Annotated in this window: 19 protein-coding genes; 6 read left to right on the top strand and 13 right to left on the bottom strand. The window is 70.1% G+C overall.

The features are described 5' to 3' along the window. The first annotated feature begins 48 nt into the window (after positions 1-48). Positions 49-1,056 (top strand): LacI family DNA-binding transcriptional regulator, encoded by a 1,008-nt coding sequence (locus AB0F17_RS04190; RefSeq protein ID WP_358015944.1) that lies wholly within the window; start codon positions 49-51, stop codon positions 1,054-1,056. On the opposite strand, the gene AB0F17_RS04185 is transcribed toward AB0F17_RS04190, so the two are convergent. The 5 genes from AB0F17_RS04185 to AB0F17_RS04165 form a co-directional block, all read right to left on the bottom strand. Continuing rightward, positions 1,053-1,922, bottom strand: a complete 870-nt coding sequence (locus AB0F17_RS04185; RefSeq protein WP_358015941.1) for a nucleoside hydrolase — start codon at positions 1,920-1,922, stop codon at positions 1,053-1,055. The genes AB0F17_RS04190 and AB0F17_RS04185 overlap by 4 nt on opposite strands. Before the next feature lie 21 nt (positions 1,923-1,943). Next, entirely contained in the window at positions 1,944-2,729 is a 786-nt protein-coding gene (locus tag AB0F17_RS04180) for a carbohydrate ABC transporter permease (protein ID WP_358015938.1), read from the bottom strand. A gap of 2 nt (positions 2,730-2,731) precedes the next feature. Beyond that, a complete protein-coding gene (locus AB0F17_RS04175; RefSeq protein ID WP_358015935.1) occupies positions 2,732-3,577 on the bottom strand; it encodes a sugar ABC transporter permease in 846 nt (281 codons plus the stop codon). Further along, on the bottom strand, positions 3,574-4,872 hold the full coding sequence (locus AB0F17_RS04170; RefSeq protein ID WP_358015932.1) for a sugar ABC transporter substrate-binding protein: 1,299 nt from the start codon (positions 4,870-4,872) through the stop codon (positions 3,574-3,576). The genes AB0F17_RS04175 and AB0F17_RS04170 overlap by 4 nt, the downstream gene beginning before the upstream one ends. Positions 4,873-5,002: 130 nt before the next feature. After that, positions 5,003-5,467 (bottom strand): PPOX class F420-dependent oxidoreductase, encoded by a 465-nt coding sequence (locus tag AB0F17_RS04165; protein ID WP_358015929.1) that lies wholly within the window; start codon positions 5,465-5,467, stop codon positions 5,003-5,005. 116 nt (positions 5,468-5,583) lie between these two features. Between AB0F17_RS04165 and AB0F17_RS04160 the strand changes: the two genes are divergently transcribed. The 5 genes from AB0F17_RS04160 (at position 5,584) to AB0F17_RS04140 (ending at position 8,548) form a co-directional block, all read left to right on the top strand. Continuing rightward, complete coding sequence (locus AB0F17_RS04160) at positions 5,584-5,931, top strand: metalloregulator ArsR/SmtB family transcription factor (RefSeq protein WP_358015926.1); 348 nt, start codon at positions 5,584-5,586, stop codon at positions 5,929-5,931. A gap of 97 nt (positions 5,932-6,028) precedes the next feature. Next, a complete protein-coding gene (locus AB0F17_RS04155) occupies positions 6,029-6,922 on the top strand; it encodes a TIGR03620 family F420-dependent LLM class oxidoreductase (RefSeq protein ID WP_358015923.1) in 894 nt (297 codons plus the stop codon). A gap of 32 nt (positions 6,923-6,954) precedes the next feature. Next, entirely contained in the window at positions 6,955-7,428 is a 474-nt protein-coding gene (locus AB0F17_RS04150) for a GNAT family N-acetyltransferase (protein WP_358015920.1), read from the top strand. A gap of 36 nt (positions 7,429-7,464) precedes the next feature. After that, positions 7,465-8,001, top strand: a complete 537-nt coding sequence (locus AB0F17_RS04145) for an XdhC family protein (protein WP_358015917.1) — start codon at positions 7,465-7,467, stop codon at positions 7,999-8,001. 97 nt (positions 8,002-8,098) lie between these two features. Next, a complete protein-coding gene (locus tag AB0F17_RS04140; RefSeq protein WP_358015914.1) occupies positions 8,099-8,548 on the top strand; it encodes a pyridoxamine 5'-phosphate oxidase family protein in 450 nt (149 codons plus the stop codon). Here AB0F17_RS04140 and AB0F17_RS04135 read toward each other — a convergent pair. The 8 genes from AB0F17_RS04135 to AB0F17_RS04100 form a co-directional block, all read right to left on the bottom strand. Next, positions 8,496-10,178, bottom strand: a complete 1,683-nt coding sequence (locus AB0F17_RS04135; protein WP_358015911.1) for a GAF domain-containing protein — start codon at positions 10,176-10,178, stop codon at positions 8,496-8,498. The genes AB0F17_RS04140 and AB0F17_RS04135 overlap by 53 nt on opposite strands. A 47-nt stretch (positions 10,179-10,225) precedes the next feature. After that, entirely contained in the window at positions 10,226-11,209 is a 984-nt protein-coding gene (locus tag AB0F17_RS04130; protein ID WP_358015909.1) for a nitroreductase family protein, read from the bottom strand. Between the two features lie 103 nt (positions 11,210-11,312). Then, complete coding sequence (ppk2, locus tag AB0F17_RS04125) at positions 11,313-12,110, bottom strand: polyphosphate kinase 2 (protein ID WP_358015906.1); 798 nt, start codon at positions 12,108-12,110, stop codon at positions 11,313-11,315. Positions 12,111-12,131: 21 nt separating this feature from the next. Next, positions 12,132-13,439: an alpha-glucosidase/alpha-galactosidase gene (locus AB0F17_RS04120; RefSeq protein ID WP_358015903.1), complete on the bottom strand. Its 1,308-nt coding sequence runs from the start codon at positions 13,437-13,439 to the stop codon at positions 12,132-12,134. Then, positions 13,436-14,383, bottom strand: a complete 948-nt coding sequence (locus tag AB0F17_RS04115) for a carbohydrate kinase family protein (protein WP_358015900.1) — start codon at positions 14,381-14,383, stop codon at positions 13,436-13,438. Before AB0F17_RS04115 ends, AB0F17_RS04120 begins: the two co-directional genes overlap by 4 nt. 26 nt (positions 14,384-14,409) lie before the next feature. Beyond that, a complete protein-coding gene (locus AB0F17_RS04110; protein WP_358015897.1) occupies positions 14,410-15,288 on the bottom strand; it encodes a carbohydrate ABC transporter permease in 879 nt (292 codons plus the stop codon). Then, the gene (locus AB0F17_RS04105) at positions 15,285-16,235 is read right to left on the bottom strand and encodes a sugar ABC transporter permease (protein ID WP_358015894.1); all 951 of its coding nucleotides are present in this window, start codon (positions 16,233-16,235) and stop codon (positions 15,285-15,287) included. The genes AB0F17_RS04110 and AB0F17_RS04105 overlap by 4 nt, the downstream gene beginning before the upstream one ends. A gap of 10 nt (positions 16,236-16,245) precedes the next feature. Further along, positions 16,246-17,568: an ABC transporter substrate-binding protein gene (locus AB0F17_RS04100; RefSeq protein ID WP_358015891.1), complete on the bottom strand. Its 1,323-nt coding sequence runs from the start codon at positions 17,566-17,568 to the stop codon at positions 16,246-16,248. Positions 17,569-17,582: the final 14 nt, after the last annotated feature.

The raw sequence follows: 17,582 nt of genomic DNA, 5'->3' as shown, positions 1-17,582 counted from the left end.
GGGCGCGCCCGTCCAACGGTGCTGATTCGCAGGTAAAGTGGTGTGATCGTGGTTACCCGTAATGACGTGGCGCGCTTGGCCGGGACCTCGCCCGCCGTGGTCAGTTATGTGATGAACAACGGTCCCAAGCCGGTGTCCGCGGCGACCAAGAGCCGGGTGCTGGCCGCCGTCGAGGAGCTGGGCTACCGTCCCAACGCCGTGGCCAGGTCGTTGCGTGCGCGGCGGACATGGACGATCGGCGTCATCGCCTCTGACAGCGCGGGCGGCAAGAGCCCGTTCTTCGGCGAGTTCACCAGGTCGTGCGAGGACGTCGCCTGGGAGCGCGGCTACTCCGTCCTGCTCGGCAACTCGGCCGAGCAGCCCGTACGCGCCGAGGGCTACGTGCGGTCGTTCCTGGAGCGGCAGGTCGACGGGCTGGTGCTGATGCGCGTACGCCCGTCGGCCCAGCAGGTCAAGGAGCTGGAGGGGCGCACCCCGGTCGTGACGATCGACCACGAGGCGCCACCGTTCTTCTCCAGGCTGGCCGTCGACGACGAGGAAGGCGGTTATCTCGCCGCCAAGCACCTGGCCGGGCACGGGCACACCCGGCTCGCGTTCGTCGGCGGGCCGCTGGACATCACGGCGGTCGAGCTGCGGCTGGCGGGATGGCGCAAAGGGCTGGCCGAGAAGGGCCTCGACAGCTCGCTGGTCGCGAACGCCGCGATCAGCCTGGAGGGCGGTTACTCGGCAGCCACCGAGCTGCTGGCCGAGCGCCCGACGGCGCTGTTCGCCACCACCGACCACCAGGCGATCGGCGCCATGCGCGCCGCCGCCGACCTGGGCCTGCGGGTGCCCGCCGACCTGGCGATCGTCGGGTTCGACGGGGCACGCGAGTCGGCGTTCACCGTGCCGGGCCTGACGACGATCAGGCAGCCGATCGACGAGATGGCCCGCTTCGCCACCGAGACGCTGATCGCCGCCATCGAGCAGGGCGAGACCGAGCCGGTCACCCGGATCTTCCCCGCCGAGCTCGTCCGCCGCGGCTCATGCGGCTGCCAGGACCCGCGCACTCCCTAGCGGGGTCCCGCGACGGTCCTGGCGACGATCTGCGCGGCCACCTCGTCCGCACGGGCCGCCACCGTGATCCTGGTACGGCCCGCGCCCTCGGTGAACACACTGCCGCCCGTGGCGTCGATCGCCACATGGCCTTCCCCGGTGAACCCGAACAGGTCGGGCGCCAGCAGCGTCAGCACCGTGATCGGGTCGTGCGGGCTGTTCCACTCCTCGTTCCAGAATCGCCACCACTGCTCGATCTCCGCCTTCAGCGCCTGCCCGAACTCGCCCGCCTCGGCGATCCTGGCCACGTCGCCGGCCCCCAGCCGCACGGTCGTGGTGACCTCCAGGCCGGTCACGGTGATCGGGGCGCCGGAGTCGAACACGATCTTCGCGGCCTCGGGGTCGCACCTGAAGTTGTGCTCGGGCTCCGGGGAGTCGAAGCGGCCGCCCATGATCCACAGGTGCCGGACGTTCGCCGCGAACGACGGGTCGGCCTCGATGGCGTTCGCGATGTTGGTCAGCGGGCCGATCGCGACGACGTCGATCTCGCCCGGCGCCCGGCGCACCCGCTCGGTGAGGTAGGTGGTGGCGTCCGGCTCATGGGAGACCTGCTCGGTGTCGAGATCGGCGAAGAGCTTGCCCTCGTGGCCCGCCCACCAGATCTCGCGGTCGGTGAGCGTCTTCTCCGCGCCGGGCACCACGGTCAGGGTACGGCCCGCCAGCCGTACCAGCCGCTTGGCCAGCCGCGCCCGCAGCGCCGTGTCACCGTAGACGGTGACGCAGGCCAGCAGGTCCACCTCCGGGGACCCGAGCAGGACGGCCAGCGCGAGCGCGTCGTCCACGTCGGAGCCGAGGTCGGTGTCGAGAATGATCTGACGGTCAGCCATGGTGGCCTTTCTCTGATGCGGCTACTTGAGCCCGGTCGTCGCGATGGACTGGGTGAACTGGCGCTGGAAGCGCAGGATGATGGCCAGCGGGATCACGGTCAGCACGACCGAGCCGGCGAACAGCTGCCCGTAGTCGATGGTGAACTGCCCGCGCATGTTGGCCAGGGCGATCGGCCCGAGTTGATGGGCGGTGTCGGTGCCGATGAGCAGCGGCCAGACGTAGGCCTGCCACTGGAAGATGAACAGTGTCAGGCCCGCGCTGACGAGGGCGGGACGTGAAAGCGGCAGGTAGAGCCTGGCGAACACGCCGAACCAGCCCAGCCCGTCGATCCGCGCCGCCTCCACCAGCTCGGCCGGGACGGCCAGGAAGAACTGGCGCAGCAGGAAGATGGCCAGGCCGTGGCCGAGGCCGGGCAGGATGAGGCCGGCGTAGGTGTTCTGCAGGTTCCAGTCGCGGAACAGCGTGGCCAGCGGGATCGCGATCGCGTCGAACGGGATGAGGAAGCTCAGCACGACGAGGCCGAAGAGCACGCCCTGGCCCTTGAACCTGATGGCCGACAGGCCGAACGCCGCCGCCGCGGAGATGGCCAGGCCGATCAGGACCGTGGCGAGCGCGACGAGCAGCGAGTTGGCGATGGCCCGGCCGAAGCCGCCCGTGAGCAGCGCCAGGTAGTTGGCGAGCGTCGGGTCGGCGGGGATCAGCGAGTTGCCGAGGTTGCCCGTGCCGCGCAGCGAGCTGCTGAGCGCCCACAGCAGAGGCAGCGCGAAAGCGAGGCCGACGAGCGCGGCGAGTGTTCTTCTGAGCATGCTCAGTCCTTGGCGCGCAGCAGGCGGAACTGGACGATGACCACCGCGAGCACGACCAGGACGAGCAGCATGACCTCGGCCTGGGCCAGGTTGAGGTCGCCGACGCTGTAGGCGCGGGTGAAGATGTCGAACATGGTGACGTTCGTGGACCCCTGCGGGCCGCCGTTGGTCAGCATCTGGACCGGGGCGAAGACCAGGAAGTTCGACACCGTGTCGGCCACCAGCACGAACGCCAGCGGCCTGCGCAGCAGGGGCAGCGTCACATGCCAGAACCTGGCCCAGGAGGAGGCGCCGTCGATGCCCGCCGCCTCATACAGCTCGCGCGGGATGTCCTGCATGCCGGCGATCAGGAACATCATCCAGTAGCCGACCCCGATCCACGACAGCAACACGATCAGGCACCACAACGCCTGCTGCGGCGAGGTCAGGAACGGCTGCTGCGGGATGCCGAGCACGTGCAGCACGGCGTTGAGCATCCCGTCGGGCCGGTAGGCCACGCTCCAGATGGCGGCCGACACCGCGGGCGGCACCGCGATCGGCAGGATCACCAGGGAGCGCAGGAAGCGCACCCCGGCGAACTTCTGGGTGTACAGGACCGCCAGCGCCAGCGCCACCGCGATCTGCAGCGGGTTCACGATCAGGCTGAACACCAGCGTGACCTTGACGCTCTGCAGGAACGTCGGATCGTCGAACAGCGTCGCGTAATTGCCGAGCCCGACGAAGGACGTCTCGCCGGTGACCAGGCTGGTGTGCCGCAGGCTGCTGCCGACGGCGATGGCCGCGGGGATCAGCCGGAGCGCCAGCAGGGCCACCAGCGCGGGCGCCAGGAAGGCCAGCGCGACCTTCATCGAAGCTGCTTCCAGGCGGTGGTGATCTCCTGGGTCGCCTGGTCGAGCCGGGCCTTGGGGTCGGCGCCGTTGCGGATGTCGGCGAACGCCTTGGTCATGATGTCCTCGAACTGGATGTAGCCGACCGACCTGGGCCGCGCCACCGCCGTGTGCTCGGCGTCGTCCTTCATGATCTCGCCGACGCCCTTCGCCTTCGCGTCGAGCAGGGGTACGTACTTCTCGAACGCCGCCTTGGCGGACGGGATGATCGTGGTGTTCTGCGTGGTCTGGAGGTTGCCTTCGGGGTCGAGCGCCGCGTACTCGATGAACTTCCGCGCCGCCGTCTGCTTCTTGGAGGCCGGGTTGACGCCCCACGACCACGAGCCGGTCGGGGTCACCGGCTTGCCGCCCTGGAAGTACGGGTACGGCGCGACGCCCCACTTCAGGCCCTTGGCCGCGGCGAACGTGCCCACGTCCCACGGGCCACCGGCGAAGAAGGCCACCTTGCCCTCGGTGAACAGCGGCGAGGTCTGGAAGGAGCCGACGCCGCGCGGGGCCAGCTTGTTCGCGAACAGGCCGTGGTACCAGGTCATCGCCTTGACCCAGCCGTCGGTCGTGATGGCGGGCGTCAGCATCTCGGGGCCGGTGATCCCGGATCCGCCGCCGAGCGACTCGGCGAGGCTCTGCAACTGGTAGAACTGCTCGATCTGCTCGGGGATGACCGCCCATTGGGCGCCGGCCTTCTCCTGCGCCTTCTTGCCGGCCTCGACCGTCTGCTCCCACGTCCACCGCTTGGCCGGGTCGCTCGACGGCGGCTCGACGCCCGCCTTCTCCAGCAGCTCGGTGTTGTAGAAGAGGAACTGGTCGGAGGTCCAGATGGGCAGCGCCCACAGCTTGTCCCGGAAGACGTTGACCTCGTACTGGCCGGGGAGCACGGCGCTCTTCACCTTGTCCGTCAGGGCGGTCAGGTCGGTGAGGAAGCCGCGGGTGGCGAGCGCGGCGACGCGCGGCTGGTCGACCGTGTAGACGTCGATCGAGTCGTCCTTGGCCGCGAGGCGCTGCTGGAGCACGCTGTTGAGCTGGTCGAAGGGGACCTGGGTGTAGGTCACCTTGAGCCCCGGGTTCTTGGCCTCGAACCCGGCGATGACCGGGGCGAAGGTCTTGGGATCCTCGGGGCCGACGAACTGGATCGGGCCCGCCGCGTCGGCGGCCTGGCTCGCGCCGTCCGACCCGCCCGGTCCACCTGACCCGCCTGACCCGCAGGCGGCCAGGGCGCCGGCCAGGGTTGCCGCGACGATCACCCTGTAGAACTTCATCCCCTAGCTCCTTCTGACCGAGGTCTACACGTGTCACCTTCAGTCGGGCCAGAATGCCATCAAGCGCCGGGAAGAACAAGCCCCAGGTCAGGCGGGTTTTACGTCATTCACCCGCGAACCGGTCGCGCCGCTACCGCGCGAGCCGGGCGGGGAACCCGCCGGTCGCGATCGGGCTCCAGCGGTCGATGTGCAGGCGGATGAGGGACTTCCCCTGTCGCTGCATGGCCGCGCGATAGTCCGCCCAATCGGGATGCTCGCCCGAGATGCACCGGTAGTACTCCACGAGCGCGTCGAGCGCCTCGGGCATGTCCAGCACCTCGGCACGCCCGTCGACCTGGACGTACGGGCCGTCCCAGTCGTCGGACAGCACGCAGATCGACGCCCGCTCGTCGCGGCGGGCGTTGCGCGTCTTGGCCCGCTCGGGATAGGTGGACACCACGATCCGGCCGCCCTCGTCGACCCCGCAGGAGACCGGCGAGAGCTGGGGCCGCCCGTCGGCACGGGTGGTCGACAGCAGGCCGTGATGCCGGGGACGGAGGAAATCCAGGAGTTCGGGCAGTTCGACACGGCGGGCGGTCGCGACACTCGGAGCCATCTCACGTACCTTTCCGCGCCGGGCCAGCGGCGGCATCCGGCGTCAAGGCTCCGATCCTTTCACCCGCCACAGCCCCGGCAGACGGTGGGATGAACCTATACTCGTCTCGACGACCCATGACAACACACACCAAATCCTCACTGGACGCCTCCGCGAAGCTGCTTGACGTGTTCAAGGCGCTCGCCAATCCCGTGCGGCTCCAGGTGCTCCAGTGGCTGCGCGATCCCGAGCGCCACTTCCCGGCAGCCAGCTTCGAGCCGATCGCGGACCCGCATGAGGTCGGCGTGTGCGTGAGCCACATTCAGGCCAAGACCGGGCTCGCGCAGTCGACCGTCTCCGCCTACATGGCCTCGCTGCAGCGTGCCGGACTGGTCCGCTCCACTCGCGTGGGGAAGTGGACGCACTACCGGCGCGACGAGGAACGCATCGCCCAGCTCGTCGACGTGCTCGGCCGCTCGCTCTAGCGTTCGCCACGCGGGACTCCGCGCAAACTGCGGCATTTGGCCTCATATCGACTTTCTGCGATACTTCGATCCGTACTGACTGAGGCGAGGAGGAACCATGGGCGCGATCGATGGCATGGATGTGGGGCGCTTCGGGGTCTGGACGTTCGACTTCGAAGACCAGCCGGCGAGCATGATGCGAGAGTCCATCCAGGAGCTCGAAGAGCTCGGCTGGCCGGCGTTCTGGATCCCGGAGCGGGACGGGCGCGAGGCGATGACGCACGCCGGGTTCCTGCTGTCCAGCACCGAGCGCATCAACGTCATCAACGGCATCGCGCGGATCTGGTCCCGCGAGCCACGATGGACCCAGGGCGCGGCGCTGCTCCTGGCCGACGCCTATCCGAATCGCCACCTGCTCGGGCTCGGCTTCGGGGCCGGGCGGCCCGGGGCCAAGCCGCTTCAGGCGATGAGCGAGTACCTGGATGAGATGGACGCGGCGACGAGCGCCAACCCCCTGCCGCGGGCGCCGATGCGACGCCTGCTGGCCGCGTACGGACCGAAGATGCTCGAGCTGGCCCGCGATCGGTCCGAAGGCGCTCATACCTACCACGTGACGGTGGGGCACACGGCGCAGGCGCGGGAGGTGCTGGGCGACGGCCTGTTCCTCGGCGTCGAGCACGCGGTGCTCTTCGAGACCGACCCGGGCAAGGCGCGTGAGATCGCGCGCGAGCATCTGCACGTGTACTTCACGACGAAGTACAACATCGCCAAGTTCCTTCGCCTGGGCTACACCGAAGCGGACATCGACGGCGGCCGGGGCAGCGACCGGCTCGTCGACGACCTGGTGTTCTGGGGCGACCTCGACACGATCGTCCGCAAGCTGCACGACCACCTCGAGGCCGGCGCCGACCACGTCGGCATCCAGGTTCTCGGCATCGAGCCCGGCCGGTCGGCCATGCCGCGATGGCGGCAGCTCGCCGAGGCGCTGCTCCCCCAGCGAGCCGCCACGTAGGCCCGGCGAACGACCTCGATATCGTTGGCCACGTGGACATCATCGAGGCCCCTCGGCTCGTCCTGCTCCCCCTGCGGGTCGAGCACGCGGACGAGATGGCCGTAGTGCTCTCCGATCCCGCCCTGCACGCTTTCATCGGCGGTACGCCCGCGACCGCGTACGAGCTGCGCAGTCGCTACGAGCGCCTGGTCGCCGGGCCGCCCGGCTGGCGCAACTGGGTGATCCGGCTGCGCGAGGACGACAGTCTGGTGGGGTACGTACAGGCCACGATCGACGGCCGCAGCGCCGAGATCGCCTGGGTGGTCGGCACTCCCTGGCAGGGCCGCGGCCTGGCCGGCGAGGCCGCCAAGGCGCTGGTCGGCTGGATCGCGGACCAGGAGATCGACACGATCGTCGCGCACATCCACCCCGATCACGCCGCCTCGGCCGCCGTCGCCGCCTCCGCCGGGCTGCACCCCACCGACCAGTGGCAGTCCGGCGAGGTGCGGTGGGAGGCACGGGTATGAGAGCGGCGGTGCTGTCGGGTAAGTAAGACTGCTGGTATGGCCCATACGCATGACGCCCATTCGCATGACGCGGACGCGCTCTGTGACGTCGCCCATGGCGAGGCGGCGGCCGGAGACGGTGGTCGCACGCTCGTCGCCGTGTTCGCCTCGCCTGTCGCCGACTACCTGCTGCGCTACGGCGCCGACCTGGGATTCCGCGGGATCCTCTTCGAGCCGGACCCGCATCGGAGCACGGCGCCGGTGGGGTTCGAAGTCGTCACCGCGCCCCCGGCGGACCTGGACGGCACCGCGGACATCGTGCTCACCGACCACCACCGCCCGGAGCTCGCCACCGTGCTGCACGAGTTGCTCGCGCACAAGTGCCGGTGGATAGGGGTGATGGGCAGCCCGCGCCATCCGGCGCCGTATCTCCAGGCGCTGGCCGAGCTCGGCGCGCGGGACGAGGACATCGCCCGGGTGCACCGGCCGATCGGGCTCAACATCGGCTCGCGCACGCCACCGGAGATCGCCATCGCCACCCTGGCCGGCCTGCTCGCCGACCGTAACGGACGGCCGGGCGGCTTCACCTTCTGAAGCCGCCCCTGGCCGGCGCGGTTGCGGGCCGCTAACCGGCAATGATGGGACTTTCGCCCCTAATCATGAGTAGATCCGATAAGAGACCCTAAACAGCATGCAATTGGACTCGTCCGGCCTGGTGGTGCTCTCCCGTGAGGAGTGTTTCCATCTGCTGGCCTCGGCCGCGATCGGGCGGATCGTGTTCACCGACCGCGCCCTGCCCGCCGTGCAACCGGTCAACTTCTGTCTCGACGGCGACAGCATCGTCATCCGTACCGCGATCGGCTCGAAGCTGGCCGCCGCCACCCGGCAGGCCGTGGTGGCGTTCGAGGCCGACGAGTTCGATCCGGAGATGCGCACGGGGTGGTCGGTGACGACCGTGGGACACGCGCGGGCCGTACGCGATCCCACCGAGCTCGCGCGGCTGGCCGCGCTGCCGCTCGAACCCTGGGCGCCGGGGAGCAGGGACCACTACATCGTGGTACGCGCGGAGCAGATCTCGGGCCGCCGGATCACAGAGGCACCCGCCAGCACAGACGGGCCCCGCCGAGATCCGGAGAGGTGATCTCCAGGGCCCCGCCCAGACCGGTGGCACGGTCTTCGAGATTGCGCAGGCCGCTGCGCCTGCCGTCGGCGGGCAGGCCCGCGCCGTTGTCCTGAACGATGAGCGTGAGCTGGTCCTCCGCGACCTCCACCGCCACGTCGGCCCTGGACGCCTTGGCGTGACGCACCACGTTGGACAGCGCTTCGCGCAGCACGGCGAGCAGGTGCTCGGCCACCGCGTCCGGAACCTGGTTGTCGAGCGGGCCCTCCATCCGCAGCCCCGGCATGAACCCCAGATGGCCGCGGGCGGCTTCGACCAGGCCGACGATCTGCGCGCGTAGGCTCGGCTCGGTGTTCTCGCGCGGGCTCTGCAGCGCGAAGATGGTCGAGCGGATCTGGCGGATGGTCTCGTCGAGCTCGTCGATGGCGTGCTGCACGCGGCCGGCCGCCTCCGGGCGTTCCACCAGCTTGACCGTGCTCATCAGCGTCATCGCGGTGGCGAACAACCGTTGGATGACCACGTCGTGCAGGTCCTTGGCGATCCGGTCACGGTCTTCCAGCAGGTTGAGGCGTTCGGCGTCCTTGCGGGCCTCGGCCAGTTCCAGCGCGATCGCGGCCTGGGCGGCGAACGACTCCAGCATCCGCAGGTCGGCCGCGGTGAACGGCATCCGTCCCGAGCGCTTGGCCAGTGCCAGGACGCCGCGTACGGCCCGGCCCGCGCCCAGCGGCAGCAGCAGCTCGGGACCGAACCCGAGGGGGCGCAGCGGCGAATCGGCGTCCTGCAGGTCGTCATGGCTGAGCGGCTCGCCACGGGCGAACACCCGGCCGGCCGCGCTGGCATCGAGGTCGAAGGTGATGCCGGCCACCTCGCCGGCCTGCTCGCCGTCCACGATCTCCGCCGCCAGCACCCCGTCGAGCGGCAGCAGGACCTTGACCAGGTCGGCGCCGGTCATCTCCCTGGCCCGCTGGGCCATCATGGTCAGCACCTCACCCGGGTCCGCGCCGGACAGCAGCCTCGTGGTGACCTCCGAGGAGGCCTGGAGCCAGGTCTCGCGCCGCCGGGTCTCCTCATACAGGCGGGCGTTCTCCACGGCGACGCCGGCGGCGGCGGCCAGCGCGATGACGATGGCCTCGTCCTCCTCGTCGAACTCCGCCCCGCCGCGCTTCTCGGTCAGGTAGAGGTTGCCGAAGACCGCATCACGCACCCGGATCGGGACACCCAGGAAACTGCCCATCGGCGGGTGGCCCGGCGGGAACCCGTAGGACTCGGGATGGTCGCAGATCCGCGCCAGCCGCAGCGGCCGGGCGTCCTTGATCAGCAGCCCGAGCAGGCCCAGCCCGTGCGGCCAGTGCTCGATGCGGGCGATCTCCTCCTCGCTCAGCCCGACCGGGATGAACTGGACGAGTGTGCTCTCCTCCCCGACCACGCCCAACGCGCCATAACTGGCGTCCACCAGGTTGGTCGCGGTCTCCACGATCCGGCGCAGCACCGTCTCCAGATCCAGGTCGCTACCCACCGACACGACGGCTTCCAGCAGCGCGTGCACCCGGTCGCGGGTGGCCAGTACGGCGTTCAGCCGGACCTGCAGCTCCGCCAGCAGCTCGTCCAGGCGCATACCCGGCAGCAACGGGTGCGGCCCCATGTCCGTCATAAGGGCAGTTTCCCACCCCAGCAGCGGGGACACACATCCCCGGTCAATCACTCGGCCACTTCGGACATGGGCCGGCGGATCGCGGCCGTCTGGTCGAAGGTGATCCCCAACCGCATGATCATCTGGGGCTGCTCGCCAGAGCAGAGCGACTCCCGCAGGAACTCCCGCAGATGGGGCATCTCCAGCGCCTGGGTGTGGAAGGCGGCGCTGACCCCGTGGGCGGAGGCGTGCAGCAGGACGCGCTGCAGCGCCTGGCCGGTGGCGATCCACTCCTCGCGGGTGTCGCCGGGCGTGGTGAGCAGGGCCACGACGCCGGTCGTACCCGACGCGCCCTGGTCGGCCTGGCTGCCCCAGTCGTGCCGCCAGGCGTAGTCGCGCTGCGGGAAGTCCGGGTCGGTCCGTACCGCCTCACGCGGGTAGCCCTCGGCGGGCACGCCGTCGGTACGCCTGCTGCCCGGCGGGCGGGCCCAGCGGATCACCTCCAGGCTGAACAGCCGGTCCTGGGCCTGTACGCCCTGCGCCGCCTGGGTGAGCGCGGCGATGACCCGCACGGCGTCCGGGGAGATGACCGGCGTGAGCCTGGCCTGCTCCATCGACGCCTCCTTGACCAACTGCTCGACCAGTTGCGGGGGAACGGGCAGGCTGGTGAAGCCCGCGCGGTGCGTACGGCGTCGCTCGATCTCGCCCCTGAGCAGCCGGGTGTGCTCGTCGGCCTCGATCGTCGCGCCGAGCCGCACCGTGGCCAGCAGCGACGGGCGGTCGGGATCGGGCAGGACCCGGACCACCGGCTCATATCCCTCGCCGGACAACGCCGTACGCAGGGTGAACAGCGCCGCGCCACAGCTGATCAGCAGTTGCCTGCCCGCCGTGTCGCTGACGCGCAGTTTCCGGTCGGCGTCGGCCCGCAGGCCGATCTCCTCGCCGGAGACGGCGAAGGACCACGGCTGGGTGTTGTGCACGGACGGTGCCCAGCGGGCGGCCGCCAAAGCCGACTCGATCGCCTGCGCCCGCGTTGCCGTACGAGTGCTCATGACTCCACCTCCAGAGGTGCTGAACCCAGCCCATCACCGACCGGAGGCGGCGGTCAGGGCCGAAGGTCCCACCTGTTTAGAGGCGGTCGTCCCGGCGGCGGGATCAATGCCCGGCGAGCTTCGCCGCCGCGTCGGGCACGTGCGTCTCCAACCTGGGCGGCCGGCGGTATCCGGTCCCGGGAGGCCGGACCGGGATCTTCAGCGGAACCCGCCGGACCTCCTGGTAGGGGATGCTCGACAGCAGGTGGGAGATCATGTTGATCCTGGCCCGCCGCTTGTCCTCGCTCTCCACGTCATACCAGGGCGCCTCGGGGATGTGGGTGTGGATCAGCATCTGGTCCTTGGCCCGGGAGTACTCCTCCCAACGCGTGATCGACTCCAGGTCCATCTCCGACAGCTTCCACTGCCGCATGGGATCCTCCAACCGGTCGTGGAAGCGCCGCTCCTGCTCGTCGTCGCTCACCGAGAACCAGTATTTGCGCAGCAGAATCCCGTCCTCCACCAGCAGCCGCTCGAAGATCGGGCACTGGTGGAGGAACCGGGTGTACTCCTCCTGCGTGCAGAAGCCCATCACCCGCTCGACCCCGGCCCGGTTGTACCAGCTCCGATCGAAGAGCACGATCTGTCCCGCGGCGGGCAGATGCTCGATGTAGCGCTGGAAGTACCACTGGCTGCGTTCCCGCTCGGTGGGCGCCGGCAGTGCGACGATCCTGGCCACGCGTGGGTTGAGGTATTCCGACACCCGCTTGATCGTGCTGCCCTTCCCGGCGGCGTCGCGGCCCTCGAAGATCACCACCACCCGCCGGCCCTCGGTCCGCACCCACTCCTGCAGCTTCACCAGCTCTCCCTGCAGGCGGAAGAGCTCCTTCTCGTACGGTTTGCGCCTCAGCTTCTCGCCCATGCGGCCCATCCTTCCCAGCGTTTACCCCAGGTTCGCACGGAGGCCGGGCTGCAGGCGGTCGGCGTGGGCCGCGACCATGTCATCGCAGAGCTGCCAGATCCGCTCGACGGGCAGGGCCCCGGCGGTCGCCGGGTCCATCATGGCGGCGTGCCGGATGTGGCGGGGATCGTCCTCCAGCGCGGCCCGTACGACCAGGTCGTTCATGCTGAGGTAGGCGCGGTTGAGCGCGGCCAGTTGCGGGGGCAGTTCGCCGGCGCGGGTGGGCTGCACGCCCATCGCGTCGACCAGGCAGGGCACCTCGACCGTGCCCCGGGCGGGGAGGTTCTCGATCAGGCCGTGGTTGGGAACGTTCCCGTAGATGGTGCGAGGCGTGCCCGTGGTGATGCTGTGGATGATCTGCGGGGCGTACTCCATGGTCCCCTCGACCTGTAGCGGGGCTCCGGCGGCCAGGGCGTCACGGGTTTTCTCGTACGTCGCCACGTTCTCGTCGACGATGTCCAGGTAGGCGCCGATGGGCAGGCGCAGCCGCTCGATCTCGCTGTCGTGGCCCAGGTACCAGGGCACGTACTCGGAGGAGTGCTCGCTGGTCTCGGTCGGGTAGTAGCCCAGCCGCCGGTACATGTCGACGCGGACGCGGCGGCGCAACTGCTCGTCGCCGGCGATCAGCGCGTCGAGGCGGGGGTACAGGTCCTCGCCGTCGCGCTCGAACCGCAGCACCCACGCCTGGTGGTTGACGCCCGCGGCCCGGTAGGTCACCTCCTCGAACGGCACGCCCAGCAGGTCGGACAGGTCGCGCATCGTCCAGTAGACCGAATGGCACAGCCCCACCACACGGGTCAGCCCGGTGGCCTCGGTGAGGTACTGGACGTTCATCGCCATCGGGTTGGTGTAGTTGAGCAGCCACGCATCGGGACAGACGGCGGCGATGTCCTCGCCCAGGGCCTTCAGCAGCGGGAACGTGCGCAGGGCACGGAAGATGCCGCCGACGCCGAGGGTGTCGCCGATGGTCTGGCGCAGGCCGTACCGGGCGGGGATCTCGAAGTCGGTGCGGGTCGCCTCGCCCATGCCGACCTGGACGATGTTGATGACGAAGTCCGCGCCGGCGAGGGCTTCCCGCCGGTCGGCGTGCGCGGTGATCCGCGGGCGGGCGCCGCGTTCGGCGGCGATGTGCCGGGCGGCGGCCTCCGCGGTGCCCAGGCGCTCGGCGTCGATGTCGTGCAGGGCGATGTGGGCGTCCTTCAGCTCGGGGAACGCGAAGAGGTCCGCGAGCAGGCCCTGGGTGAAGACGACGCTTCCCGCGCCGATGAATGCGATCTTCGGAGTGCTCATGTCGGCTTGTTTTCCTTGCTGGTGACGTGGGCGACGGCCTCATCCCAGGTGGGCTGGGCCGTGGTGCCGCCGGGGGCGCGGGTGGACAGGGCGCCGCAGACGGCGGCGAACTCCAGGGCGCGGCCGGGGAGCAGGCCGTTCAGGGTCGCGGCGATGAAGCCGGCGTCGAAGCTGTCGCCCGCGCCCACGGCGTCCATGGGCGTCACGGTGATGCCGCCGGTGGTGACGAGCGTGTCCCCGTCGTGGCAGAGGGCGCCGTCCGCGCCGTTCTTGACGGCCACCAGCGGCCCGCGCGCGGCGAGCGCGGCGGCGACCGCCTCCAGGGGGCCCGCGGCGTGACCCGCGAGGTGGCGCGCCTCGTGCGCGTTGGGCAACAGGATGTCGATCTCCGCGAGTACGGCGGCCAGCCCGGCCGGATCCCACAGTCCGGCGGGGTCGTCGTTGGTGTCGAGCGAGGTCGTGGCGCCGTGGGCCCGGGCGGTGCGCAGCAGGCCGGGCAGCGCCTTCGCGAGCCCCGGCATCAGGAAGTAGGAGGCGAAGTGCACGTGCCTGGTGGCGGCGAGCAGTGACTCGGGGACGTCGTCGCCACCGGTGGCGGCGAGGGTGCCGGGAGCGGTCAGGATCGCGCGGTCGCCGTCGCGGGTCAGCACGACGGTGAGCGGGGTGGACAGCTCCGGGTCCACCCGCAGCGCCTCGGTGTCGACCCCGCGGGAGTTCAGGGCGGCGCGGACGTAGCGGCCGGCGTCGTCGTCGCCGACGCGCCCGGCGAACGCGACGCGCAGGCCCAGCCGCGCGGCGCCGCAGGCCATGATCGCCGCGGAGCCGCCCAGGGTGAGCGCACCGCCGCCGACGAGCTGTTCGCGCTGCTCGAAGGCGAGCGGCGCGTCCAGCGGGCCGAGGATGACATCGGGGTTGGCGTCCCCGGCAACGAGCAGGTCGAACATCGGTTTCCTGTAGATCGAGGTGGGTTTCAGCCCTTGAGGCCGCTGGAGGTGATGGACCGGATGAACGACTTCTGCGCGCCGATGAAGGCGAGCAGCACCGGCAGGACCGTGATGAGGTTCCCGGCCATGACCGCCGCCCACTGGGTGTGGTGCCGGCCCTGGAAGTTGGCCAGTCCCAGTTGCAGGGTGTACTGGGTGTCGTGGTTGATGGCGATCAGCGGCCAGGTCAGATCGTTCCAGGTGGCGAGGAACGTCAGGATCGCCACGGTGCTCAGCGCGGGCCGCGACAGCGGCAGCACGATGCGGAACAGCACCCGCAGCCTCGTGCACCCGTCCATCCAGGCGGCCTCCTCCAGCTCTCTGGGCAGCGAGAGGAAGAACTGCCGCAGCAGGAACACCGCGAACGGCGTGACCAGTGACGGCACGATCAACGCGCCCAGCGAGTCGATGAGCCCGAGGCTCTTCATGACCAGGAACGTCGGGATCATCGTCAGCTGGAACGGGATCGCCATCGTGGCCAGCATCAGCACCAGCAGGGTGCGGGAGCCGAAGAAGCGCATGCGGGCGAACGCGTAGCCGCCGAGCGAGCCGAACACCAGGTTGGACACGACCGCGACACCGGAGACGATCAGCGAGTTGAGGAACCAGCGCGGGAACAGGGCGTTGTTGAGCACGTACCGGAAACCGCCCAGGTTGATCCCCGAGGGCCACAGCGCGGGCGGGAACCGGTTGATCTCCGCGTTGCTCATCACGGAGCTGAGCACCAGCCAGACCAGCGGGATCGCGAAGATCAGCGCGAGCGGCGCCAGCAGCAGGTGCCAGGCGCTGAACGGCAGCCGCACGCGGCTCTTCCGGCTCACGCCCGTGTGCGCGGCCCGATGCTGGGTGGTGGCGGTCGCCGTCATCGGGTGGCTCCTTCGAGGCGATTGCGCTCGCGGCCCCGGACCACGCGCAACCCGGCGGCGATCACGAACAGGGCCACGGCGAGGACATAAGCGGCGGCGGCTCCGTAACCGGCCGTGAAGTTCTTGAACGCCTGCTCCCAGATGAAGTAGACGATCACCGTGGTGGCGCCGAGCGGGCCGCCCTTGGTCGTCACGTACACCAGGTCGAAGACCTGCAAGGCGTTGATGGTCTGCCACAGCACCAGGAACACGCTGACCGGCGTGAGCGTGGGCAGGGTGACGTGGCGCAGCAGGTGCCATCGCCCGGCGCCGTCCAGCCGCGCCGCCTCGATCAGGTGCTGCGGTACGTCCTGGAGGGCCGCGAGATACACCACCACGCAGAACCCGAGTCCGCTCCACAGACTGATGGCGACCAGCACGAGCAGGGCCTGGGCCGGGTCGGTGAAGAACTTCTGGGGCGAGACGCCGAACCAGTGCAGCACCGCGTTGGCCGCCCCGAACTGCGGGTCGAGGATGAACGAGAACAGCGTCCCCTGGGCGGTGGCCGAGATGACGAACGGCACGACGAACAGTGTGCGATACAGGCCGACCAGCCTGATCCGCCGGTTCAGCACCAGCGCGAGCCCCAGTCCCAGCACGATGCTGAGCGGGACGTACAACGCCGTGTAGACCAGCGTGTTGCGGACGGCCTCACCGAAGTGCGGGTCCTTGGTCAGCGCGTGGTAGTTGTCCAGTCCCACCCAGCGGCTGGGCGTGACCAGGTTGTCGGCCCGGAAGGACAGCAGGAAGGACCAGACCGTGGGCACGATGCTGAGTCCGAGGATGATCAGGACGGCCGGGGAGATGAACGACCAGGCGGTCGCCGACTCCCGGCGGCGGGCCTGGCGCCGGGCCCGTTGCCGCAGCTCGTGGCCGGAGATGGTGATGGGTGTGGGCAGAGGCGACATGCGACGCTCCTCAACGCGGAATGAGCAGGGCGGCGTTGGCCGCGTCGGCACAGTCGCGCAGCGCTTCGGCGGGGGTGCTCTGGCCGAGCAGGACGGCGACGACGGCCTGCCCGAGCGCCTGGGATATCTGCGGGTAGGCGGGGTGCGCGGGGCGGACCCGGGCCGTCTCCAGCGACTTGACGAACACCGGCAGGCCCTCCGTCTCCGCTTCCTGCTTCTTCCAGGCGGGCAGCTGCTGGGTGGAGCGGCTCAGCGGCATGCTGCCCGCCTCCACGTCCCAGCGCACGTCCTGGGCGGGCTGCATGAGCCAGGTCAGGAAGGTACGGCTGGCCCGTACGCGGGCCTCGCCGTTGTCGAACATGGTCCAGGTGTCGGGACCCGAGATCGTCATCGGCCGCCCGCTGAAGCTGGGCAGGGGCACGACCTCATAGTCGATCTTGGCGCCCAGGATGTCGGGCAGTTGCCACGGGCCCGTGACGACCATCCCCATCCGGCCGCCCAGGAACACCTGGTACATCTGCTCGCTGCCGGGCTTGGGGTCGATGTAGACGCTCGCGTCCTTCGCGAGCGTCTCCACCACCTGCAACGCCTGTGTGCCCGTGTCGGCGAACCCGATGCCGCGCCCGTCCTTGGCGACCACGTCGCCGCCCAGGTCCCAGATCAGCGGCCACATCCGCCAGACCGTGTCCTCGTCCCCCGCGCCCGGCCAGCCCGTGCCGAACTGGCCCTTGCCCGCGTCGGTCAGCCGCTTGGCCGTCTCGATGAACTCCGGCCATTTCCAGCCCGCCTGGGGCAGGGGCACCCCCGCGTCGCGGAACACCTTCTTGTTGCAGACCACGGCGAGCGAGTCGAGCAGCGCGGGGGCCGCGCGGACCTGGCCGTTGATCGTGACGGCGGCCCGCGCCGGCGCCCAGTAGTCGTTCCACGGCGTGGGACCGGACTCGACCATGCTGGTCAGATCCACCACCTGCGGGCTGAGCGCGACGTTCGCCAGGTCCGATCCGAAGATATAGGCGATGTCGGGGTAGGAGCCCGACGCGAGCGACGCGGTGATCTTCTGCAGCATCGCGTCGGCCAGCACTCCCCCGCCCATGTCCACCCGGATGTCGGGATGCGCGCGCTCGAAGTCGGCCACCAGCCGCGCCATGGCCTCTTTGGCGGTGTCGACCTGACCGTGCCAGAGCTCGATCGTGACCCGCCCGTCGGCGCCGACACCGTCGCCGGCGCCTTTCGCGCACCCGGCCAGCGCCGTTCCCGCCACCGCCGTGAGCGCCAGGGCGTACCCGCCGCGCAGGACGTCTCGGCGGGAGGGCAGTGGGGCAACGCGCTCCATCTTTACCTCCAGAA

The sequence above is a fragment of the Nonomuraea sp. NPDC026600 genome (assembly GCF_040638335.1).
In the GTDB taxonomy this organism is placed as follows: domain Bacteria; phylum Actinomycetota; class Actinomycetes; order Streptosporangiales; family Streptosporangiaceae; genus Nonomuraea.
This window is presented reverse-complemented; position numbering and strand designations above follow the sequence as displayed.